Origin of the sequence: Sphingomonas sediminicola, assembly GCF_049991885.1 — a bacterium.
Taxonomy (GTDB): Bacteria; Pseudomonadota; Alphaproteobacteria; order Sphingomonadales; family Sphingomonadaceae; genus Sphingomicrobium; species Sphingomicrobium sediminicola.
On sequence record NZ_CP178916.1, the window covers coordinates 1,130,011 to 1,150,428 of the forward strand.

Here is a 20,418-nt window from a genome sequence, read left to right on the forward strand (position 1 = left end):
CCAAGGTGCGATAGGCTGGCTGGGCTTGAAACCAGGGTTGAGCGGCGGGACCATCTTTTGCGTATGAGATTTGCCTGGTGGACGGCTCTCCCGCTCTCGCTTGCTCCCGCGATTGCCACCGCCCAAGAGACCGCACCGGCATCATTGCCGGCCGCCGAGGCTCCGCCGTCAGATGTCGCACCTCCGGAAACCGATGAGGTCGTCGAATTCAGCGCCGACCAGGTCACTTACGACAGCGAAGCCGATCTCGTCACAGCGATCGGCCAGGTAAGACTTTCCCGCGACGGCAATTACGTTGCCGCCGACCAGGTCGTCTGGGACCGCAAGTCGGGTCAGGTCCGCGCCCAGGGCAATGTCGTCGTGGTGAACCCTGAGGGCGACAAGTTCGTCGGCGACAATGTCGTCCTGACGGATACCTTGCGCGACGGGACCGTGGAGAACCTGCTGATCGTGCTGGAGAGCGGTGGCCGCATTGCTGCGACTAGGGGGCGCAAGACCGGCGAAATCACCGTGCTCGACAACGCGATCTACTCGCCTTGCCCGGTCACGACCGAAACGGGCTGCCCGCGTAACCCCAGCTGGGCGATCACCGCCGCCCGCGTCGCTTACGATCCCAAGGCCGATCGGGTCCGCTTCCAGGGTGGACGGATCCGGATTTTCGGCGTTACGCTCCCACTGCTCCCAATCTTCAGCCTGGCGACGGGCGGCGATGGCGGAGGGATTAGCGGTTTCCTCGTCCCGGACATCAGCATCTCGCATCGCCGGGGCCTCAAGCTCGCCTTCCCCTATTACAAGAGGTTCGGGCCGAACCGCGATCTCACCATTACTCCGCACCTCTATACCGGTCTGCTGCCTGCCATCGAGACGCGCTACCGGGAACTCAACCGCCTCGGCGCATTCCAGGTCGGCGGCTTCCTCACCTATGGCCGGATCGAGCGACTGACCGAGCTCGGCGAACCGGAGAAAACCGAGAACAGGGGTTTCCGCGGCTACTTCGAGGCGAACGGGAAAGCGCAGGTCGATCCGCTGTGGAGTGTGACGAGCTCGATCCGGATCGCGACCGACAAAACGGTGACTCGCCGCTACGACATTACCCAGGACGACCGCCTCCGCAGCTTCATCAACGCAGAGCGGATCAGCCCGAATAGCTACATCTCCATCGCCGGCTGGGCTTTCGAAGGTCTGCGCGTCGACGACGTCCAGAAGCGCATTCCGATTGCTTTGCCCGCTATCGATGCGCGGTTCCGGCTGGACCCGCCGATGCTCGGCGGAACGCTGGAACTACAAGCGAACAGCCTCGCGATCCTCCGCATCGAAGGCCAGGACACGCAGCGTGCCTTCGCAAGCGCGCGCTGGGACCTGCGACGCCTGACCAACTGGGGCCAGGAAGTGACCTTCACCGGCTATGCGCGCGGGGACATCTACCACACGAAGGACGCCGCGAGCACCGAAGTCCCACTTTATCGCGGCGAAGACGGATGGCACGCGCGGGGAATCGGGGCGCTTGCAGCGGACGTAAAATGGCCGTTCGTCGGTCCGCTCTTCGGTGGAACGCAGAAATTCTCTCCGCGCTTCCAGGTCGTCCTGACGCCGCCGACTCCGAATCTCGACATTCCGAATGAAGACGCCCGCGCGATCGAGTTGGAGGACAGCAATCTCTTCGCGCTCAGCCGCTTCCCCGGATACGACCGCTGGGAGGACAGCTCGCGGATCACCTATGGGCTCGACTGGTCCTACGACCGGCCCAAGCTGTCGATCATGACCACGATCGGTCAGAGCTATCGGATCAAGAAGAAGGGCGAGATCTTTCCTAGCGGAACGGGACTTGCTGATCGCGTCTCGGATATCGTCGGACGGACTCGGGTCCGCTACGGCCGGCTGATTGACATCACGCATCGCTTCCGGATCGACAAGGACAACATGGCTTTCCGCCGGAACGAGATCGACCTGACCGTCGGCGGCGAGGAGACCTATGCCCAGATCGGCTATCTCCGCCTCAACCGGGACATCGACGAATCAATCGAGGACCTTCGCGACAAGGAAGAGCTTCGCGCCGCGGCCCGGATCAAGTTCGCCAAGCATTGGTCGGTGTTCGGCGCGACCGTCCTCGACCTGACCGACGCAAGCGAGGATCCGCTATCCGTTTCCGACGGATTCGAGCCTGTCCGGCACCGCCTGAGCATCGATTACGAGGATGAGTGCATTGCGCTTGGCGTCTCGTGGCGGCGGGACTATGAGCGAATTGGCGGGTTCCGCGAAGGGAGCACCTTCTCGTTCCGGGTGTCGCTCAAGGGGCTCGGCCGCTAAGCCTGCGTTCAGCGGGGCTGAATAAACGCTAATCCGCTCATTCAATTGAACTACAAGGGATTTCCGCACTTGTTCGCAGCATCCGATTTTTTCCCGGCCCGCGCTCGTTATGCAGCAGCGGCGCTCGTACTGGCCGTAGCGACTGCAGCAGCGGCGCAGGATGCGGCAGACTCGCCTCCAGCCACAAGCAGCGCCAGCGCGTTGCGGCTGCCCGACAATCCCCAGATCTTCGGCCAGGCCATGCCGTCGGTCGTCAAGGCGACTGCGATCGTCAACGGCGAGGTCATCACACAGACCGACGTGGACCAGCGCCTCGCGCTCTTGGCAATTGCGAATGAAGGCAAGCTTCCCAGCGACCAGATCGACCAGCTTCGTCAGCAGGTTCTTCGTAACCTGATCGACGAGACCCTTCAGATCCAGGCCGCCAAGACCGCAGAGATCAAGGTCACGGACAAGGACATCGACCGCACATTCGGCCGCGTTGCCGAAGGCGTGAAGATGAATTCCGATCAACTCAGCGCCTACCTCAAGACGCACGGTTCATCGGTGCGTTCGCTCCGTCGCCAAATTGAGGGCGAAACCGCCTGGCGGCGCCTTCAGCAGGCGAAGATCGAGAATACGATCAGCGTCGGCGACGAAGAAGTGAAAGCCGTCCTCGAGAGACTGAACGCCTCGAAGGGAACCGAGGAATATCGCGTCAGCGAGATCTTCCTGTCGTCGACCAGCGACAAGATGCAGCAGACGATGGCCAACGCCAACCAGATCATCGGCCAGCTACGTCAGGGTGCATCCTTCGCCGGCTATGCCCGGCAATATTCGGAAGCTTCGACGGCGGCGGTGGGTGGCGACCTCGGCTGGGTCCGCCCGGAACAACTTCCCGAGCAGTTGGGGAACGTGCTCCGGAGCATGGGCGCCGGCCAGGTCAGCGCGCCGATCCCCGTCCCGGGCGGCGTCTCGATCATCGCGATCCAGGATGCGCGCAAAATTCTTTCTGCCGATCCCAGGAATGCAGTCCTGAGCCTCAAGCAGGTCTCGATCACTTTCCCGGCCGGCACAACGCGTGCCCAGGCCGAAGCTCGCGTGGCGAAGTTCGCGGAAGCGGCTCGGAATGTCGGCGGCTGTGGCGGAGCAGATCGCATCGCCGGCGAATTCAATGGCGAAGTCGTCCAGAGCGACCAGATCCGGCTTCGCGAGCTCCCGCCCGCGCTCCAGGAGATCATGCTTCCGTTGCAGGTCGGCCAGGCCACGCGTCCGTTTGGATCGATCGAAGAAGGCGTCCGCACTCTAGTGATCTGCGGCCGCGACGAAGCCGATCCGACCGCACCGACCTTCGACCAGGTCTTCAACCAGCTCAGCGAAGAGCGCGTGAATCTTCGTGCCCGCCGCTACCTCCGCGACCTGCGCCGCGATGCGGTGATCGAATTCCGTTAGGTTTGAGGATCCACGAGCGGGGCTGATGGTGCAAACTCCGTCCCGGCCACTTGCAGTTTCCTTGGGCGATCCCGCCGGGATCGGACCGGAGGTCGTAGCGAAGTGCTGGGACGGCCGCGCCACTTTCGATCTTCCGCCGTTCGTGGCGATTGGCGATCCACGGTCGATCGCGCACGTCTGGGACGGCCCGCTCGAGCTCATCGACGATCCACGGCAAGCGGACTCGGTCTTCGATTATGCACTGCCGCTGATCCAGATCTCATCGGCTGACGGGGATTTGCCTGGACGTCCGAGCATGTCGGGCGCCCATTGCTCGCTCGATTCTCTCGAAATCGCTGTAGGGCTTGCCCGTTCCGGCTCCGCGGGAGCGGTAGTCACTGGTCCGGTTTCCAAAGAGCAGCTTTACGGCATCGGCTTTTCCCACCCTGGGCAAACCGAATTCGTCGCCGAGCGCTGCGGCGTGTCTCACGGCAATGTCGCCATGATGCTTGCTGGGCCTACCCTTCGGACAGTTCCTGTGACCACGCACGTCCCGCTAGCCGAAGTTCCGCACGAGCTATCGGCCGCTCTAGTCGAGGCACGGGGGCGTACGACGCTTCGCGGCCTCCAGCGAAACTTCGGGATTGCCGAACCCACGCTCGCCGTTTCCGGATTAAACCCCCATGCCGGCGAAGGTGGCATGCTCGGCCGCGAGGAGGTCGAACTGATCGAGCCTGCGATTGCGGCGCTTCGGGCGGAGGGATGGCGAGTCACCGGCCCCCATCCTGCCGACACGATGTTCCACGCTGCCGCTCGTGCCCGCTACGACGCGGCGCTCTGCATGTATCACGACCAGGCGCTTATCCCTCTGAAAGCCCTGCATTTCGAAGACGGCGTCAACGTCACGCTGGGGCTGCCGATCATCCGGACTGCACCGGACCACGGCACAGCATTCGACATTGCGGGTCAGGATCGGGCCGACCCGAGGCCGATGGCGTCGGCAATCCGGATGGCCGCGTACTGCTCGGCGAACCGGGAACTCGTCGAGTGATTGAAGCAACGGAGCCGCTGCGCGATGTGATCGCGCGGCATGGGCTCCAGGCAAGCAAGTCGCTGGGCCAGAACTTCATCCTCGACCGCCAGTTGCTGGCCCGCATCGCCGCGGTTCCAGGTGCCCCTGGAAGGCCTAACCGCCTATGAAGTGGGTCCGGGTCCCGGCGGCCTTACCAATGCTCTTCTTGAAGCCGGTGCCTCGGTCGTCGCGGTTGAGCGCGACCGCCGCTGCATCCCGGCCCTCGCCGAGCTGGAAGCGCGGCACAAGGGCAAGCTCCGGATTATCGATGCCGACGCGTTGACCATCGACGAGCCCACCGAGGCGGGCGAAGGCGCGCACGTCGTCGCGAACCTTCCCTACAATGTCGGAACAGCCTTGCTCCTGCGTTGGTTAAGCGGGCCGTGGCCGCCGTGGTGGCGCTCGCTGACGCTCATGTTCCAGAAAGAGGTGGCGGAGCGAATCGTCGCGGCTCCCGGCAGCAAGGACTTCGGACGTCTGTCCGTTCTGTCCCAGTGGAGATCGGACGCCCGGATCGTCATGAATTTGCACCGCTCGGCCTTCGTCCCGCCGCCCAAGGTCATGTCTGCGGTCGTCCACATTGTGCCGAAGAACATGCCCGGGGGCGTGAAGGCTGCCGTGCTCGAACGACTGACGGAGGCTGCATTTGGCCAGCGGCGAAAGATGCTGAGGTCGAGCCTGAAGAATCTGCCCGGCGCGCTAGAAGCGCTGCAGCGTCTCGGCATCGACAGCTCTCGGCGCGCTGAAACGGTCAGCGTCGCGGAATTCGTTGAAGTCGCGCGCGAGCTTTCGGCCCGCGCCTAACGTCTAGTTGCTCTTCGGAACTTCCGGCGGCTTGGCCGAAGCGACCGTCGGACCGCGATTGATCGTCGCGGAGAGCTCTGCGAGCTGAGTGCAGCCCGTCGGGCAAAGCTTCTGAAGCTTTACGAGGTTTTCCTTCGCGCGGGCCACGGCGCCCAGCTCGACCATTGCCTCGCCCTGGATGGCGATTGCGTCGCGATCGTTCGGCTCAAGGAGAAGCGCTTTCTTGGTGAAGCGGATCGACTGGCCGAACAGCTTCTGACGCTGCGCGACGCGAGCGAGCGCATTGTAAGCGGCGCGGTTGCGCGGATCGACTGCGAGCGAGGTTTCGAACGCCTCGTCTGCCTCGACAAAGCGACCCGCCGCCAGGTGCGTCTGACCCTGGCGGAACAACTCAACCGAACGCGGAGAAAGCTGATCGTCAGGCCGCTGGCCGACCGCTGCGGTCGCGACCAGCGCTGCTGCGATACCGGCAATCAAAACTGGGGGCAAAAGGCGCATCCTCATCTCCTCGGGCCCGGCGGTTCTAACATGGGCTAACCAGCCGCGCGACGAAAAAGCCATCGGTGCCGTCGTGACCCGGAGTCAAAAGCTTTCCGACATCATCCCAACGCCCGGCAGCGATTGGCGTTTCCTCGACGATCCACGATGAACGGCGGCTGAGGAAGTCCTGAATTTGGCCTGCCCCCTCGCGGGACAGCAGAGAACAAACCGCATAGACGATCCGCCCCCCCGGCTTGACAAGCTCGGCCGCGATATCGAGCAAGCGCGATTGAAGCGCCACGACCCGGTCGAACCTTGCCGGCGTCAGGCGCCAGCGGCCTTCCGGATTGCGCCGCCAGGTGCCGCTGCCTGAGCAAGGAGCGTCGACGAGGACGACATCCCCCTGCCCCACCCAATCGGGAAGCTGCGACAGCTCTTCATTGGGATTTAGCAGACGGGCCTCAATCCTCGCCTTTGCTCGATCTGCGCGTCGCACGAGATTGGAAAGCCTGGCGCGGTTTGTATCTGTCGCAACGATGACAGCCGAAGGTTCGGCGGCTGCGAGCGCCAGCGCCTTTCCGCCGGCCCCTGCACAAAGGTCGAGAATACGTTCACCCGGCTTTGGCCCACAGGCGAGCGCGATGAGCTGGCTGCCTTCGTCCTGAACTTCGATCAGACCATCAGCAAATGCCGGATTATCGTCCAGACGCGTTTCTGTGATCAGGCGGACGCCCCACGGGCTCAGCGGAGTCGGCTCCGCATCCTCGAATTGGGCAATCAGATCTTCGCGAGCAGCTCGGGCGATGTTCACCCGAATATCGAGCGGCGCGCGATCCAAAAGCGCGGGCCATTCCTCCGGTGCGACGAGCGGTGACAGTTCGTCCTGCAACCAACCGGGAACATATCCAGTCTCGGCACTTGCCTCGCCGTTAACAAGTGGCTCCGGTCCGCGAGGCTCGCCGAACAAATCGAGCAGCTCTGGATCCTGCTGTGTGAGCGCCAGGACGACCGCGCGTCCGCTCTCCGGACGATCCGCAACTACGCGGATCGCGCGGAAAACCAGTTCCCGAACAGCACGGCGATCCTTTGACCCCGCGTAACGGCGTGTCTTGAAATAGCGCGTGACGATCGTGTCCGCGGGCGGCCCATCGTCGCGCGCGGAGACGATTACCTCATCCAGAACTTCGATCGCCGCCTGAAGTCTCGCGGCCGGTGTCATAGCTTAGCGTGTCGGATAATTGGGCGCCTCGCGAGTGATCGCGACGTCGTGGACGTGACTCTCCGACAACCCGGCATTTGTGATTCGAACGAACTTCGCACGCTGCTGCAGGTCCCGAATGGTCTCAGACCCCGTGTATCCCATCGCCGCCTTCACGCCTCCGACAAGCTGGTGAACGATATCGCGAACTGGGCCTTTGTACGGGACCTGCCCCTCGATCCCCTCCGGCACCAGCTTCAGCTGGTCCTTGATATCCTGCTGGAAATAACGGTCGGCCGAACCGCGGGCCATCGCCCCGACCGAGCCCATGCCGCGGTAGCTCTTGTAGGCTCGGCCCTGGTACAGGAACGTCTCACCGGGCGCCTCTTCAGTGCCTGCCAGAAGAGATCCGACCATCACGGTCGAAGCGCCAGCGGCCAGAGCCTTGGCAATGTCTCCGCTGGTGCGAATGCCGCCGTCAGCGATCACCGGCACACCCGCTTGCGAGGCTGCACGCGCGCTTTCCATGATCGCTGTCAGTTGCGGGACGCCGACACCCGCGATGACACGCGTCGTGCAGATTGATCCCGGTCCAATGCCGACCTTCACTGCGTCAGCGCCGGCGTCGACGAGCGCCTTGGCGGCATCTCCAGTAGCGACGTTGCCGGCGACAACTTGCACCGAATTCGACATGGTCTTCACTCGCTCGACGGCGCGAGCGACTTCCGTGTTGTGGCCATGGGCCGTGTCAATGACGATACAGTCGCAGCCCGCATCGATCAGGGCCTGCGACCGTTCAAAGCCCGCATCCCCTACGGTGGTCGCGGCGGCTACTCGAAGCCGACCTTCCGCATCCTTGGTTGCGTGGGGAGCCGCCACCGCTTTCTCGATGTCCTTGACGGTAATAAGCCCAACCAGGTGGTTACGGTCGTCGACGACCAGTAGCTTCTCGATTCTTCGTTGGTGAAGGATCCGGCGGGCGACCTCGCCGCTTGTGCCGAGCCCAACGACAGCGAGATTTTCCTTGGTCATAAGCTCCGAAACCGCCTGGTCAGGGTGCTCAGCGAAGCGAACGTCGCGGTTGGTGAGAATGCCGCAGAGCCTTCCGGACTTCTCGACGATTGGAATGCCGCTGATCCGGTTCGCCTTCATCAGCTCCAGCGCCTCGGCTAGCTTCTGATCCGGCGTCATCGTGATCGGATTAACGACCATGCCGCTCTCGAACCGCTTCACGGCGCGGACGGCGGCAGCCTGTTCTTCAGCGCTAAGATTGCGGTGGAGCACGCCGATGCCGCCGAGTTGCGCCAAGGCGATCGCCATGTCGGCTTCGGTGACCGTGTCCATCGCCGACGAAAGCAACGGAATGTTGAGCGGGATTTCGCGGGTGAGCTGGGTGCTAGTGTCAGCCTGGCTCGGCAGGACCGAGGATTCAAGCGGCTGCAAGAGGACGTCGTCGAACGTCAGTCCGAGCGGGATTTCGGGGGAATCGTTGTGTGGGGCCATATCGGCCCATGCCAAGGTTCCGTCGATTCGCCAAGGGGCGGGCTAGACGAGCGGCCCGACGGAATTCAGCCAGCGGCGGGTTTGAGGCGATAGATTGACAGGCAGGTCGTTGAGCGGCGCGTCACAGACCTTCTCAACTTCCCAGCTCCAGCGCCTGGGTCGGTATTCCACGTCACGGACGACCACGAGCGAGCAGTTATCGCGCTTGAAGTCGACCGATTCCTCTAGCTCGCACGATAGTTTGACCTCGCCATGCGAGGTCATCCCAATCTCTTCGCGAAGTTCGCGAAGGGCGGCGTCTGCCGCCGGCTCGGCCGCATCTCGTCCTCCGCCCGGCAGCCGCCACCCTGGCGCATACCAAAGCTTCACCAAGATCAGGCGACCATTGGGCGTAAGTGCGATCGCGTGAGCGCCAAACGTTCTTGGTCGGCGGAAGAACCATCCAACCGTGAGCATCTTGTGAAAGGCCCTCGCTCCGGCCCGCAAGAGGCGGTTCAGCATTCGGTTAGGGCTGTCCTGCGCGTTCGAGAACGCGCCGCGCGGCCTCGACGTGCATGCGTTCGATCATCCGATCCTCGAACCGCTCGGCGCCGCCGCTGAAAGCTTCCACCAGCCGGCGCGCGCTTTCCACTTCGTCCTCGCTGGGGCCAAAGGCCTCGTTGCACGGTCCGATCTGGTCGGGATGAATCAACGACTTCCCGTCGAAGCCGAATGTACGTCCATGGATGCACTCAGCGATGAACCCGTCGATATCGCTAAGGCGATTGTACACCCCGTCGAACGCCGGGATGCCGTGCGCTCGTGCTGCTAGGACGATTAGCTGGAGTGCCGTCGAAATCGGCTCCCGCGTCGCATCGAGAGGCAGGCGAAGGTCGGTTCGGAGATCGTTCGTTCCGGCGATCAGCGCCCCAACTTCGCGCGCGATCTCGGACGCCGCCAGCACTCCCGCGGCCGTCTCGATCATCGCCAACAGGGGCTTGCCAATGGCCTCCCTGACATCGCGGACAAGATGACCAGACGAGGCACGCGGGAGAACTGCAACGTCGCATTTCGATCGGGCGACCGCGTCGATATCGAGCGAATGCCATTCGGTCCCTACTCCGTTGACGCGAATGGCGACCGGCATCGGCCAGTCTGACGTCACGGCGTCGACCGCCGCAGCCCGCGCCTCCCTCTTGTCAGCCGGTTTGACCGCATCTTCGAGGTCCAGGACGATCAGGTCCGCCGCACTCTCTCGCGCCTTCGCAATAGCCCGAGGGTTCGAGGCAGGCAGAAACAGGATCGAGCGCATCGCGAACAAGTCCGAAGTCACCTCGATTTTCCTTTCGTTCCGCTTCCAGCCACATCAATATGCCGAGAATGATGTTTTGGGGGATATGATGCTGACTACGTTCATGACCGCAGTTGCAGTTCTAGCGCTTCTTTACGTCATGATCGGCGTCAAGATCGTCCACCAGGGTTATCGCTACACGATCGAGCATTTCGGGCGTTTCGTTCGCGTCGGGCAACCCGGTTTCAATTTCGTCCCTCCTTTCTTTTACCGCGTTGGCCACAAGATCAACGTCATGGAGCAGGTGGTCGATATCCCCGGGCAGGAAATCATCACCAAGGACAATGCGATGGTCGCCGTTGACGGCGTCGTATTCTTCCAGGTTCTGGATGCCGCAAAGGCCGCCTACGAGGTGAGCGATCTTTACACGGCGATCATGGCGCTCTCGACGACCAATCTTCGTACGGTGATGGGTTCGATGGATCTCGACGAGACTTTGTCGAAGCGCGACGAGATCAACGCGCGCCTGCTTGCGGTCGTCGACCATGCGACCGAGGCGTGGGGTGTGAAGATCACGCGGGTCGAATTGAAGGACATCCGTCCTCCGCGCGACATCGTCGATGCCATGACCCGCCAGATGAAGGCTGAGCGCGAGAAGCGCGCTTCCATCCTCGAATCGGAAGGTATGCGCCAGTCGGAGATCCTGCGCGCCGAGGGCGAGAAGCAGGCCAAGATATTACAGGCGGAAGGCCTGAAGGAAGCTGCCTTCCGGGAAGCCGAGGCGCGCGAGCGTGCGGCAGCTGCCGAAGCCAATGCAACCAAATCGGTAAGCGACGCGATCGAAGGCGGATCGAGCCAGGCGATCAACTATTTCATCGCTCAGAAATATGTCGAGGCGCTGGGGAAGTTCGCAACCTCGCCTAATGCGAAGACCATCTTATTCCCGGTCGAAGCGACCCAGCTGATGGGGACGCTGGGCGGGATCGGCGAATTGGCGCGCGAAGCCTTTGGCGCAGGCGGCGAAAAGGTGAGTGCTGCACCGCGGGTCAAATCGGAGATCAAAGCAAGTCGCGGCGCGCCGCCTTCCGTCCCCGGCGCTCCGAGGATTGAAGGCTAATGATCGACAATCTGGAGCCCGGCTGGCTGTGGATGATCGGGGGTATCCTGCTGCTGATCGCCGAGATCATCGCGCCGGGATTCTTTCTCGTCTTCATCGGAGTGGCGGCGCTCGCCACCGGAGCATTCACTTTGCTGTTCGGGATGCCGCTGGCGTTCCAGCTGATCCTGTTCACGATCTATGCGCTTGTTGCGGTGATGATCGGCAGGAAAGTCTACGCCAACCAGGCCGCGGATAGCAGCGACCCGCTGCTCAATGATCGGGTCGCGCGCATGGTCGGTAAGAGCGTCACGGTCATCGAGACGGTCGACGAGCATTCGGGACGCGTCCGCGTCGGCGATAGCGAATGGTCGGCGCGTGGTGGCCCCGGTCGTCCTGGCGAGCGCGTTCGCATAACGGGGGTTGATGGAAACTGCCTCCTCGTCGAGCCTGAGCGTCAACTTCCCCCCAGCTGACGGAGTTTAATTTGTCAGAATTGTTCCTGAGCCGCCGCGAGGCGGTTGCAGCCCTTTCGGCCAGCGCCGCCCTTCCGTTCTTGAGCGGCGGTCTCTCGCCGGCCTTTGCACAGACAACATCCGCCGACGCCCAGGCCTCGGCGCTTCTCGATTCAATTGCCGAGAACCTGCTTCGCCAGTCGCCAGAATCCGCCACGTCACTGGGAATCGACAAGGGCGAGCATATCGCCCTTCGTTCGCAGCTCGGCGACCGTTCGGGCATCGGGCAGCAGAGGCTTGCACAGACGCTCCGCGGCGACCTCGCACGGGCCAATGCAATCGACGTTTCCGCGCTTTCGCACTCGGTTCGCACCAGCGTCGAAGTCGTCCGGAGTGCCTACGCGAATGCACTTGAAGGCTTCATGCAGCCTTATGGCGACGTTGCCGTCGGCAGCTGGCGGAACACGCCCTACGTGGTCATCCAGAATGTGGGCGCCTACCTCGACACTCCGCGCTTCCTCGATTCCGAGCATCAGATTGCGACACGCGACGACGCAGATGCCTACATCGCGAGGCTCAAGTCCTACCCCGAGCAGCTCGACAATGAACTCGGGCGAGTGATCATGGCCCGCTACAAGGGCCTGATCCCACCCGACTTCCTGCTCGACAAGGCGCTGAAGCAGCTTGGCCAATCGCTGGACGGTGCCCGCAGGGGCGGTGGGCTGGTCGAATCCATCGAACGCCGCACCCGCGAGAAGAACATTTCGGGCAATTGGGCCGAGCAGGCCCGCGCCATCGTCCAGCAGCAGGTTGCGCCCGCGCTAGAGCGCCAGATCGCCGAACTCACGCTCCAGCGCGGATTGGCCAAGAGCGATCCCGGAATGTGGGCACGCAAGGACGGCGATGGGTACTACGCCTGGGCTCTGAAGGCTTCGACGACCACGACAATGACGCCCGATGAGGTCCACCAGATGGGCCTGGAGGAGCTTCGCGCCCTGCAGGCCCGGATGGACCCGATCCTGAAAAGCCTTGGCTACACCAAAGGTTCGGTCGGCGAGCGGATGCAGGCGCTTGGCAAGGATCCGCGCTACAAGTTCTCGCCCGGCGACAAGGGCCGCGCTGAGATCCTCGCCTTTATCAACGAGCGGCTGCGGATCATCCGCTCGAAGCTCCCACAGATGTTCAACACGATGGTGAAGGGCAATCTGGAAGTTCGCCGTCTTCCACCCGAAGAAGAGCCCGGCGCACCTGGCGCCTATGGTGGAGCAGGGTCGATCGACGGGTCTATCCCCGGCAAGTTCTGGATCAATCTGCGGACGACCGAGCTTCACACCAAATTCGACCTCCCCGACCTCACCCATCATGAGGCGATACCGGGCCATGTCTGGCAGGGCGAATATGCGAACAAGCTGCCGCTCATCAGAACGTTGCTGTCGTTCAACGCCTATTCCGAAGGCTGGGCGCTCTACGCGCAGCAGCTCGCCGATGAGTTCGGAGTCTATGACGACTTCCCGGCCGGCCGCCTGGGTTACCTACAGGGCATCGCCTTCCGAGCCTGCCGCCTGGTCGTCGATACGGGCCTCCACGCCAAGCGCTGGTCGCGCCAGCAGGCGGTGGACTTCTTCGTCAACGAGAACGGCTCGAAGGCCGAGGAAGTGGCAAGCGAAGTCGACCGATACTGCAGTTGGCCCGGCCAGGCATGCGGCTACAAGGTCGGTCACACGACCATCAACCGCCAGCGCGACAAGGCGAAGGCGGCACTTGGCTCGCGGTTCGACATCAAGGCCTTCGACGATGCCGTCGTCCTTGGCGGCAACGTCCCGATGGACGTGCTCGCCAAGAACGTCGACGAATACATAGCCAAGGCGCGCGGCTAAGGAGCGACCAGCTGGCTGCTGCCGTCTGAGCGGGAGTTGCGATCTCCCGCCCATGGCTGGTTCGATCTTAGCTCTTTGCTGGAGCGGGCGGTCCCTGCTCGGACCTCCCGCCCGTCTTCCATAGCGAATAGCCGACGCCGGCCGCGAGGATTGCAAAGGTCACCGACAACGACAAGAGTGGGGGAACCTTTGCGATGCCGAGAGCGTCGGCAACGAAGATCTTGGAGCCGATAAATACCAGCAACACGCTAAGGGCGTACTTGAGGTAGTGGAATCGGTGCACCATCGCTGCCAGCGCGAAATAGAGGGCGCGCAGGCCGAGCACGGCGAAGATGTTCGAGGTGTAGACGATGAAGGGGTCTGTCGTGATCGCGAAGATGGCGGGTACCGAGTCGACCGCGAAGACGACGTCGACGACTTCCACCATCGCCAATGACAGGAACAAGGGCGTCATGAACAAGCCTGCGTTTCTGCCCTTTCCAGAAGGCAGACGAACCCAGAAACGGTTGCCATGAAAGGCATCCGTGACGTTGAACCGCTTCCGGACCCAGCGGAGCACCGGCGAGGAACCGACGTCATATTCCTTGTCGGCGAACACCCACATCTTGATGCCTGTGACGATCAGAAACGCCGCGAAGATGTAGAGCACCCAGCCGAACTGACTGACGATCGTTGCGCCGAGCCCGATCATGATCGCGCGAAGGACGATTACGCCGATTATGCCCCAAAAGAGCACCCGGTGCTGATATTCGCGGGGAACAGCAAAGTAGGTGAAGATCATTGCGATGACGAACACATTGTCCATCGCAAGGCTCTTCTCGATGACGAAGCCGGTAACGTAATTCATGCCGGCGGTCGGCCCCATGTACCACCACACCCAGCCGCCGAAACCGAGGCCGAGCAGGATGTAGAACGCGGACATAAGAATGCTTTCGCGCGCGCCGATCTCGCGTTGCTTGCGGTGTAGCACGCCAAGGTCGAGCACGAGCAAAGCGACGACCACGCCGATGAAACCGAGCCACATCCAAAGCGGCTTACCGAGCCAGTCGAAGAACAGAATTTCCATTTTCAGGTCCCTTTGTCAGCGCTCCGCCATGGAGCGTTCCCGTCCGACATCACGGACCAATTCGTCCGCCAGAGGGGCCCGGATGGGATGAGAGGGCGCCACCACCGCCAACCGGCGGCGGCGCCCCCGGTCAGTCAAACAGCTCTTCGAGAAAGCTCTTCCGTCGCTTGCCATAGTGCCGGCCGTGATGACGATCGTCATCCCAGTGCCGATCACCGGAGGTTTCGCGAACCGGCCGGGCAGGCGCGCTGGCGCCGCTTCGCTCGACGATCTTGTCGAGCTCGCCGCGGTCCAGCCACACGCCCCGGCAGGACGGGCAATAGTCGATCTCGATCCCCTGCCGTTCCGACATAGTCAACGGGGTCGCACAAGTCGGGCACTGCATCTCAAGTCCTCCCTGCCTGGAGGGACTGCCGACGGATCAGGTCCTTCACGCGCAGCTTCAGCTTCTTCAGTCGCGCGATTCTGAACCAGTCCTTCCAGCGGCGTTGCTGTTCGAGATGAAGTTGGCCATCGATGCGCTGGTGCGCCTCGAGCAGCGTGTACAGACGCGAATTCATACGTGTCTCCTCTTCCTTCAAACCGAGGTTTGATCGGAGACCCGATTGTGCTCTGGGAATGCTGACAGCCCATCGAACGCACCGGATCAACCGATGCGGTCCGACATCACGAATGTCCCGAAGGACAGCCGCCAGAGGGGCCCGGTCCGCAAGGCTTACATATTTGCTGCTGTTCGCTAGTTCAAGAGGATTGGGATGGAGGCTGCGACTTATGCGCGCCTTGGCAAGGGGTTGTAGCGGAGTAGTCCATTCTGAGGCCTTCACCATCCTGAAGATTGCGAACATTCGACCTTCAATGCATGACCGCGAGGTCGGGCGGTACGTGCCATCGCCTCGCTTCGACGGAGAATAGAAGCTCACGGCTATAGAATCTGAGCGGCCAGTCTCGACGCCCCATTGGAGAGATAAGCAGCTCGTTGACGAGCATGTGAAGCGGCTCGCTCGTATCAGCGCGCTCAAGGAACAGGCGAACGCCGTGCAGGAAGCTTCGCGTGATTGTTTCGTGATAGCCTTCGGTATCGCTGTTCACCCCGCCCACGCTTTTGTTGAAGCGACGGATGATGCTCGGAAGTTCGGCATCGAGATGAATGTCGAGCCGTCGAAGCAGGAGGTAGGTCGTCGCGGCTAGGTGAGCTTCGTGTGTCCAGGCTTCGCGGGGCAAGGTGCATGCGAGAAGCCCTTCCCCGAGATGCTCGATCTCGGCGTCAGCCGAAAAAAGTCGTGGCGAATATTCGGTCATTAGATCGGGTCCTGAAATTGGGAGCCCGATCCTTGATGACCGGGCAATTATGCGGCGGCGGGAACCTTGGGCGCGGCTTGTCGGACGCCCTCGTCCACTTGGTCGGCAAACTGCGCGAAGTTCTCGACGAACAGGTCGACTAGCTTGGCCGCGGTCCGGTCGTACTCGGCCGTGTCATCCCAAGTGCTGCGGGGATCGAGAATGTTCGTGACGCCGGGCAGCTCAACCGGGACGTCGAAGCCGAAGTTCGGATCCTTGCGGAACTCCGCGTTCTTCAAGCTGCCATCGAGCGCCGCATTGAGCAGCGCGCGGGTGGCCTGGATCGGCATGCGCTTGCCGACGCCATATTTGCCGCCGGTCCAGCCGGTGTTGACCAGCCAGCAGTCGACATGGCCTCTGGCAATCCGCTCCTTGAGCAAATTGCCGTACACCGACGGATGGCGAGGCATGAACGGTGCGCCGAAACAGGTCGAGAAAGTCGCTTCCGGCTCGGTGACGCCGATCTCCGTTCCGGCGACCTTGGCGGTGTATCCGGACAGGAAGTGGTACATTGCCTGGTCGGGAGTCAGCTTCGCGATCGGCGGCAGGACGCCGAACGCGTCAGCCGTCAGCATCACGACGTTCTTCGGAACCGGCCCCATGTTCTTGTCGGAGCTGTTCGGGATGAAGTCGATCGGATAGGCGCCGCGGCTGTTCTCGGCATATTCCGCGCTGTCGAGATCGAGCTCACGCGTTTCGGGGTCCATCACCACGTTCTCGAGCACCGTGCCGAAGCGCTTGGTGGTCGCATAGATCTCCGGCTCGCTCTCGGCCGAAAGGCGGATCATCTTCGCGTAGCAGCCGCCTTCAAAGTTGAAGACCGCCGTGTCCGACCAGCCATGCTCATCGTCGCCGATAAGCGTGCGGTTCGGGTCAGCCGACAGGGTCGTCTTCCCAGTGCCGCTGAGGCCGAAGAAGATCGCGGTATCACCCCTTGGGCCGATGTTGGCAGAGCAGTGCATCGGCATGATGCCGTCCGCCGGGAGCAGGTAATTCAAGATGCCGAAGACGGACTTCTTCATCTCGCCGCCATATTCGGTGCCGCCGATCAGGATCAGCTTTTCGCTGAAATTGACCGCGATCACGGTCTCGCTGCGGCAGCCATGACGCTGAGGGTTGGCACGGAAGCTCGGAAGGTCGATGATCGTGAACTCGGGCACGAAGCCGGCGAGCTCGCTCGCCTCTGGCCGCACCAGCATCGTGCGGATGAAGAGGTTGTGCCAGGCGTATTCATTGATGACGCGAACGTTGACCCGGTGCTCGGGCTGCGAACCGCCGAACAGATCGGCGACGAACAAGGTGTCGCGACCCTTCAGGTGATCGAGGAAGTCGGCCTTGAGCGCCGCGAACGCTCCCGGCTCCATCGGCTTGTTCGACTTGCCCCACCAGACGGTATTTTCGGTCTCGGCATCGCGGACCGTGAACTTGTCGTTGGCGGAACGGCCGGTGTGCTTGCCCGTGCGGACGACGAGGGGACCGTCCTTCGCCAGCTGGCCCTCACCGCGCTGAACCGCGGCCTCGACCAAAGGTGCGGTCTGCAGGTTCCAGTGGACCTCTGCACTCGTCGCGATACCCTGGTCGTTGAGGCCGAAGCGCGGCACCCGGTCAGTCACGTAAAATCCCCTTCGTTCAATAAATTAAACGGCGGCGACCGGGCTGGCCTGCCGCCGCATACGTATGCGTACGGCGCCTATAACTCCGAAAATCTCGCCGCGTCAAAGCGGTTCGCCGAGTCTGTATCAGCCGGATACAATGGAAGCGCTTCCAATAAGCAGTTGAAATTTCAGGGCCATTATTTTGCCGAAACGTCGCTCGTCGGGGCCCCGCTTGTTTAAGGGGATTGGCCTATCTATCCGTCGCGGATGAGCCACGAGATCGCGCTGGTCGACGACGACCGCAACATCCTGACTTCCGTCTCGATCGCATTGCAGGCGGAAGGATTCGTGACTCGGGTCTACACCGACCCGACGGTCGCCCTAAAGGCCTTTGCGGACAAGCAGCCGGACCTCGGTGTGTTCGATATCAAGATGCCGCAAATGGATGGAATGGAGCTTCTCCGACGCGTCCGCGAATTCAGCCCGATGCCGGTTATCTTTCTGACGTCGAAGGACGATGAACTTGACGAGGCCCTGGGCCTCGCGATGGGTGCCGACGATTATATCGCCAAACCCTTTTCGCAGCGGCTTCTGGTCGCACGCGTTCGGGCAATCCTGCGCAGGCAGGAACTGGCAAAGGGCGTTGCGTCATCCGCTGCGCCGGAGCCTGAGCCTGTTCTGCTCGAGCGTGGCCGGCTGGTGATGGATCCCGCCCGCCACAAGGTCATCTGGGGCGGCAAGGATGTGACCCTGACGGTCACGGAGTTCCTGATCCTCGAAGCGCTGGCGCAACGTCCGGGGGTCGTAAAGACCCGGAACCAGCTCCTCGATGTCGCCTATCACGACGACATCTATGTCGACGATCGAACCATCGACAGCCACATCAAACGCATGCGCCGCAAGTTCCGCGCTGTCGACCCGGAGTTCGATGCCATCGAGACGCTCTACGGCGTAGGCTACAAGTTCCAGGATGAGTAAGCGTCGTCCCAACTGGTTCGGCCAGTTGCCGCTCACCCGCCGCATCCTCGCGGTGAACCTGCTGACGATCGTCCTTCTGGCGTTCGGTGTTCTCTACCTGGACGCCTTTCGCAACCAGCTGAGCGAGGAAAGGCTGACGCTCATCCATCGCGAAGCCGAGATGACCGCCAGCGTGCTGGCCATGACCCCCGCCCCGGCGCGCGACTCGGTGCTGTTGTCGCTCGCCAAATCGACGGGCAGCCGCATCCGCCTTTACGGAAGCGACGGATCCCTGAGGTCCGACAGCTGGAAAGCGACCGGTCCGACCTACACGCTTCGCGATCCAACGACCCAGAAATGGAACAAGGACGCGGCGCGCGCTCTCGACCGGGGGTTCAACGCGCTCGTCGGCGCCAAGCCGCTTGACGACTTCATCGAGCCCGCGGAAGACAAGCTGCAATCCTGGTCGGAAGGAACGTACGCCAGGCAGACGGGACAGGCCGTGACCAAGGTCCGCAACGCCCCCGACCTCACTCCCGTTTTTTCCGCGGCGGCTCCTGTTGGCGAGGAAACTGTCCTCCTGACCACCAACGACCGTGAATTCACTCGAACAATTCGAAGCCAGCGGACCTCCCTCGCCATTGCGATGGCAATCGCGGTGGTCCTGTCCGTGCTTCTGTCGCTCTTCCTCGCCCGCACCATCGTCCGTCCGCTAAGGAGAATTGCGCTTGCGGCTCACCGCGTCAGGCTGGGCCGGGCACGGGAGGTAAAGGTCCCTCGCCTGCCATCCAGGACCGATGAGATCGGCCAGCTTGCCCGCTCCGTCTCCGACATGAGCCAGTCGCTCCGACAGCGAATGGACAATATCGAGCACTTCGCGGCCGACGTGACGCATGAGCTGAAGAACCCGCTCGCATCGCTCCGCTCGGCGCTGGATGGCCTCGACCGAGTTGAAGACCCGAAGCTGAAGCTGCAGCTCCTCGCGGTAGCGAAAGACGACGTCGTCCGCCTCGATCGCCTCATCGGCGACATCAGCGAAGCAGCGCGGACGGACGCTGAACTTGCCCGCGCCAAGTTCGAGCCCGTGGACCTCGGCCCAGTCATCGAACAGCTCGTGTCGTCCTGGGAGCACCGCCGCGAGAAGGGCGACGCGCACCTCGCTTTCGCCAGGCCGCGCAGGGCGACGGCCGTCGTGCTCGGCGATGCGAACCGCCTGGTCCGTGCGATCGACAATATCATCGACAATGCGATCAGCTTCTCGCCGCCTGGCGGACTCGTCGAAATCGCAGCGGCCCGCGTCGGTGACGAAGTCAGGATACGGATCGATGACGAAGGCCCCGGCGTGCCCGAGGAAGCGCGTGAAGCCATCTTTAACAGGTTTCACTCAATCAGGCCGGAGGAAGAACATTTCGGGCGGCACTCGGGACTCGGTCTGGCGATCGCCCGGGCGATCGTCGAAGGACACGACGGGGAAATTGACGTGCAGGACCGCGACGACGCTCCTTCGGGTGCCCGCTTCACCATCACCTTGCCGGCAACGGAGGCAGCATGAACCGCCTACTCTCTTCTGAAACGGTTCACGCGAGCACCGTCGCATCCGAAGGGCGCGCTATCCTGATTTCCGGGCCGTCTGGGTCGGGAAAGTCGGATCTCGCGCTTCGCCTCCTCGACCGCGGCTTCACCCTGGTCAGCGACGACCAGACCATCGTCCGCCGCGAGGGTGACAAGCTGATCGCCAGCGCTCCGCCGAACATCGCGGGAAAGCTCGAGATCCGGGGCATCGGAATCGTCGACATGGAAACGGTGAGCGATGTGCCCGTAGCCCTCTATGTGGAGCTCACCAGCGAAATCATGCGGCTTCCGGACGACCGCCGCGAGCGTCCGGTGCTGGGCGTGAACCTGCCGCTGGTCAGCGTCGACGCGCTGACCGCATCGGCCGCCTCCAAGGTTGCACTTGCTCTCGACCGGCTCGGGCTGAAGCTCTAACACA

19 protein-coding genes and 1 pseudogene are annotated in these 20,418 nt (G+C 62.6%); 10 read left to right on the forward strand and 10 right to left on the reverse strand.

The window, feature by feature from the left end; translation table 11 throughout:
• Positions 1 to 63: 63 nt before the first annotated feature.
• From ACMC5O_RS05870 to rsmA, 4 genes and pseudogenes are all read left to right on the forward strand, one after another.
• Complete coding sequence (locus ACMC5O_RS05870; protein WP_187709543.1) at positions 64 to 2,307, forward strand: LPS-assembly protein LptD; 2,244 nt, start codon at positions 64 to 66, stop codon at positions 2,305 to 2,307.
• Positions 2,308 to 2,376: 69 nt separating this feature from the next.
• Positions 2,377 to 3,738: a peptidylprolyl isomerase gene (locus ACMC5O_RS05875; protein ID WP_187709542.1), complete on the forward strand. Its 1,362-nt coding sequence runs from the start codon at positions 2,377 to 2,379 to the stop codon at positions 3,736 to 3,738.
• 25 nt (positions 3,739 to 3,763) lie between these two features.
• Positions 3,764 to 4,768: a 4-hydroxythreonine-4-phosphate dehydrogenase PdxA gene (gene pdxA, locus ACMC5O_RS05880; RefSeq protein WP_426693422.1), complete on the forward strand. Its 1,005-nt coding sequence runs from the start codon at positions 3,764 to 3,766 to the stop codon at positions 4,766 to 4,768.
• A pseudogene (gene rsmA, locus ACMC5O_RS05885) lies at positions 4,765 to 5,593 on the forward strand (16S rRNA (adenine(1518)-N(6)/adenine(1519)-N(6))-dimethyltransferase RsmA). The gene pdxA and the pseudogene rsmA overlap by 4 nt, the downstream one beginning before the upstream one ends.
• A 3-nt stretch (positions 5,594 to 5,596) precedes the next feature.
• Here rsmA and ACMC5O_RS05890 read toward each other — a convergent pair.
• From ACMC5O_RS05890 to ACMC5O_RS05910, 5 genes are read right to left on the reverse strand one after another with little or no spacing between them, the layout of a single operon-like run.
• Positions 5,597 to 6,091 (reverse strand): tetratricopeptide repeat protein, encoded by a 495-nt coding sequence (locus ACMC5O_RS05890; protein WP_187709540.1) that lies wholly within the window; start codon positions 6,089 to 6,091, stop codon positions 5,597 to 5,599.
• A 25-nt stretch (positions 6,092 to 6,116) separates the two neighbouring features.
• Positions 6,117 to 7,292: an RsmB/NOP family class I SAM-dependent RNA methyltransferase gene (locus ACMC5O_RS05895; RefSeq protein WP_426693423.1), complete on the reverse strand. Its 1,176-nt coding sequence runs from the start codon at positions 7,290 to 7,292 to the stop codon at positions 6,117 to 6,119.
• Positions 7,293 to 7,295: 3 nt separating this feature from the next.
• A complete protein-coding gene (gene guaB, locus ACMC5O_RS05900; RefSeq protein WP_426693424.1) occupies positions 7,296 to 8,774 on the reverse strand; it encodes an IMP dehydrogenase in 1,479 nt (492 codons plus the stop codon).
• 42 nt (positions 8,775 to 8,816) lie between these two features.
• The gene (locus ACMC5O_RS05905; protein ID WP_187709539.1) at positions 8,817 to 9,275 is read right to left on the reverse strand and encodes an NUDIX domain-containing protein; all 459 of its coding nucleotides are present in this window, start codon (positions 9,273 to 9,275) and stop codon (positions 8,817 to 8,819) included.
• 4 nt (positions 9,276 to 9,279) lie between these two features.
• On the reverse strand, positions 9,280 to 10,065 hold the full coding sequence (locus ACMC5O_RS05910; RefSeq protein WP_187709875.1) for an HpcH/HpaI aldolase/citrate lyase family protein: 786 nt from the start codon (positions 10,063 to 10,065) through the stop codon (positions 9,280 to 9,282).
• An 88-nt stretch (positions 10,066 to 10,153) separates the two neighbouring features.
• Here ACMC5O_RS05910 and ACMC5O_RS05915 point away from each other — a divergent pair, with 88 nt between their 5' ends.
• From ACMC5O_RS05915 to ACMC5O_RS05925, 3 genes are read left to right on the forward strand one after another with little or no spacing between them, the layout of a single operon-like run.
• The gene (locus ACMC5O_RS05915; protein WP_187709874.1) at positions 10,154 to 11,161 is read left to right on the forward strand and encodes an SPFH domain-containing protein; all 1,008 of its coding nucleotides are present in this window, start codon (positions 10,154 to 10,156) and stop codon (positions 11,159 to 11,161) included.
• Positions 11,161 to 11,616 carry an NfeD family protein gene (locus ACMC5O_RS05920; RefSeq protein ID WP_426693425.1) on the forward strand — a complete coding sequence of 152 codons (456 nt, stop codon included), beginning with the start codon at positions 11,161 to 11,163 and terminating at the stop codon, positions 11,614 to 11,616. Before ACMC5O_RS05915 ends, ACMC5O_RS05920 begins: the two co-directional genes overlap by 1 nt.
• Positions 11,617 to 11,627: 11 nt before the next feature.
• The gene (locus tag ACMC5O_RS05925; protein WP_246444492.1) at positions 11,628 to 13,472 is read left to right on the forward strand and encodes a DUF885 domain-containing protein; all 1,845 of its coding nucleotides are present in this window, start codon (positions 11,628 to 11,630) and stop codon (positions 13,470 to 13,472) included.
• Between the two features lie 67 nt (positions 13,473 to 13,539).
• Here ACMC5O_RS05925 and ACMC5O_RS05930 read toward each other — a convergent pair whose 3' ends face one another.
• From ACMC5O_RS05930 to ACMC5O_RS05950, 5 genes are all read right to left on the reverse strand, one after another.
• Positions 13,540 to 14,538: a TerC family protein gene (locus tag ACMC5O_RS05930; protein ID WP_187709537.1), complete on the reverse strand. Its 999-nt coding sequence runs from the start codon at positions 14,536 to 14,538 to the stop codon at positions 13,540 to 13,542.
• Positions 14,539 to 14,668: 130 nt separating this feature from the next.
• Positions 14,669 to 14,923, reverse strand: a complete 255-nt coding sequence (locus tag ACMC5O_RS05935) for a zf-TFIIB domain-containing protein (protein WP_426693426.1) — start codon at positions 14,921 to 14,923, stop codon at positions 14,669 to 14,671.
• Between the two features lies 1 nt (position 14,924).
• Complete coding sequence (locus tag ACMC5O_RS05940; RefSeq protein ID WP_187709536.1) at positions 14,925 to 15,098, reverse strand: DUF465 domain-containing protein; 174 nt, start codon at positions 15,096 to 15,098, stop codon at positions 14,925 to 14,927.
• A gap of 292 nt (positions 15,099 to 15,390) precedes the next feature.
• Complete coding sequence (locus tag ACMC5O_RS05945) at positions 15,391 to 15,837, reverse strand: hypothetical protein (RefSeq protein WP_187709535.1); 447 nt, start codon at positions 15,835 to 15,837, stop codon at positions 15,391 to 15,393.
• Between the two features lie 47 nt (positions 15,838 to 15,884).
• The gene (locus ACMC5O_RS05950; protein ID WP_187709534.1) at positions 15,885 to 17,489 is read right to left on the reverse strand and encodes a phosphoenolpyruvate carboxykinase; all 1,605 of its coding nucleotides are present in this window, start codon (positions 17,487 to 17,489) and stop codon (positions 15,885 to 15,887) included.
• A 249-nt stretch (positions 17,490 to 17,738) separates the two neighbouring features.
• On the opposite strand from ACMC5O_RS05950, the gene ACMC5O_RS05955 reads away from it, so the two are divergent.
• The 3 genes from ACMC5O_RS05955 to ACMC5O_RS05965 are packed head-to-tail and all read left to right on the forward strand — an operon-like array spanning position 17,739 to position 20,414.
• Positions 17,739 to 18,449: a response regulator transcription factor gene (locus tag ACMC5O_RS05955; RefSeq protein WP_187709533.1), complete on the forward strand. Its 711-nt coding sequence runs from the start codon at positions 17,739 to 17,741 to the stop codon at positions 18,447 to 18,449.
• A complete protein-coding gene (locus ACMC5O_RS05960; protein WP_187709532.1) occupies positions 18,442 to 19,980 on the forward strand; it encodes a sensor histidine kinase in 1,539 nt (512 codons plus the stop codon). Before ACMC5O_RS05955 ends, ACMC5O_RS05960 begins: the two co-directional genes overlap by 8 nt.
• Positions 19,977 to 20,414, forward strand: coding sequence for an HPr kinase/phosphorylase (locus tag ACMC5O_RS05965; RefSeq protein WP_187709531.1), 438 nt, complete (start codon positions 19,977 to 19,979; stop codon positions 20,412 to 20,414). The genes ACMC5O_RS05960 and ACMC5O_RS05965 overlap by 4 nt, the downstream gene beginning before the upstream one ends.
• The last annotated feature ends 4 nt before the right edge of the window (positions 20,415 to 20,418 follow it).

Excerpts from the sequence above, each read along its gene's own strand:
- ACMC5O_RS05915 (WP_187709874.1), top strand. The coding sequence starts at position 10,154 with ATGCTGACTACGTTCATGACCGCAGTTGCAGTTCTAGCGCTTCTTTAC.
- ACMC5O_RS05910 (WP_187709875.1), bottom strand. The coding sequence starts at position 10,065 with ATGCGCTCGATCCTGTTTCTGCCTGCCTCGAACCCTCGGGCTATTGCG.
- ACMC5O_RS05960 (WP_187709532.1), top strand. The coding sequence starts at position 18,442 with ATGAGTAAGCGTCGTCCCAACTGGTTCGGCCAGTTGCCGCTCACCCGC.
- pdxA (WP_426693422.1), top strand. The coding sequence starts at position 3,764 with ATGGTGCAAACTCCGTCCCGGCCACTTGCAGTTTCCTTGGGCGATCCC.
- ACMC5O_RS05895 (WP_426693423.1), bottom strand. The coding sequence starts at position 7,292 with ATGACACCGGCCGCGAGACTTCAGGCGGCGATCGAAGTTCTGGATGAG.
- ACMC5O_RS05890 (WP_187709540.1), bottom strand. The coding sequence starts at position 6,091 with ATGCGCCTTTTGCCCCCAGTTTTGATTGCCGGTATCGCAGCAGCGCTG.
- ACMC5O_RS05935 (WP_426693426.1), bottom strand. The coding sequence starts at position 14,923 with ATGCAGTGCCCGACTTGTGCGACCCCGTTGACTATGTCGGAACGGCAG.
- ACMC5O_RS05965 (WP_187709531.1), top strand. The coding sequence starts at position 19,977 with ATGAACCGCCTACTCTCTTCTGAAACGGTTCACGCGAGCACCGTCGCA.
- ACMC5O_RS05930 (WP_187709537.1), bottom strand. The coding sequence starts at position 14,538 with ATGGAAATTCTGTTCTTCGACTGGCTCGGTAAGCCGCTTTGGATGTGG.
- ACMC5O_RS05955 (WP_187709533.1), top strand. The coding sequence starts at position 17,739 with ATGAGCCACGAGATCGCGCTGGTCGACGACGACCGCAACATCCTGACT.
- ACMC5O_RS05870 (WP_187709543.1), top strand. The coding sequence starts at position 64 with ATGAGATTTGCCTGGTGGACGGCTCTCCCGCTCTCGCTTGCTCCCGCG.
- ACMC5O_RS05945 (WP_187709535.1), bottom strand. The coding sequence starts at position 15,837 with ATGACCGAATATTCGCCACGACTTTTTTCGGCTGACGCCGAGATCGAG.
- ACMC5O_RS05905 (WP_187709539.1), bottom strand. The coding sequence starts at position 9,275 with ATGCTGAACCGCCTCTTGCGGGCCGGAGCGAGGGCCTTTCACAAGATG.
- ACMC5O_RS05940 (WP_187709536.1), bottom strand. The coding sequence starts at position 15,098 with ATGAATTCGCGTCTGTACACGCTGCTCGAGGCGCACCAGCGCATCGAT.
- ACMC5O_RS05920 (WP_426693425.1), top strand. The coding sequence starts at position 11,161 with ATGATCGACAATCTGGAGCCCGGCTGGCTGTGGATGATCGGGGGTATC.
- guaB (WP_426693424.1), bottom strand. The coding sequence starts at position 8,774 with ATGGCCCCACACAACGATTCCCCCGAAATCCCGCTCGGACTGACGTTC.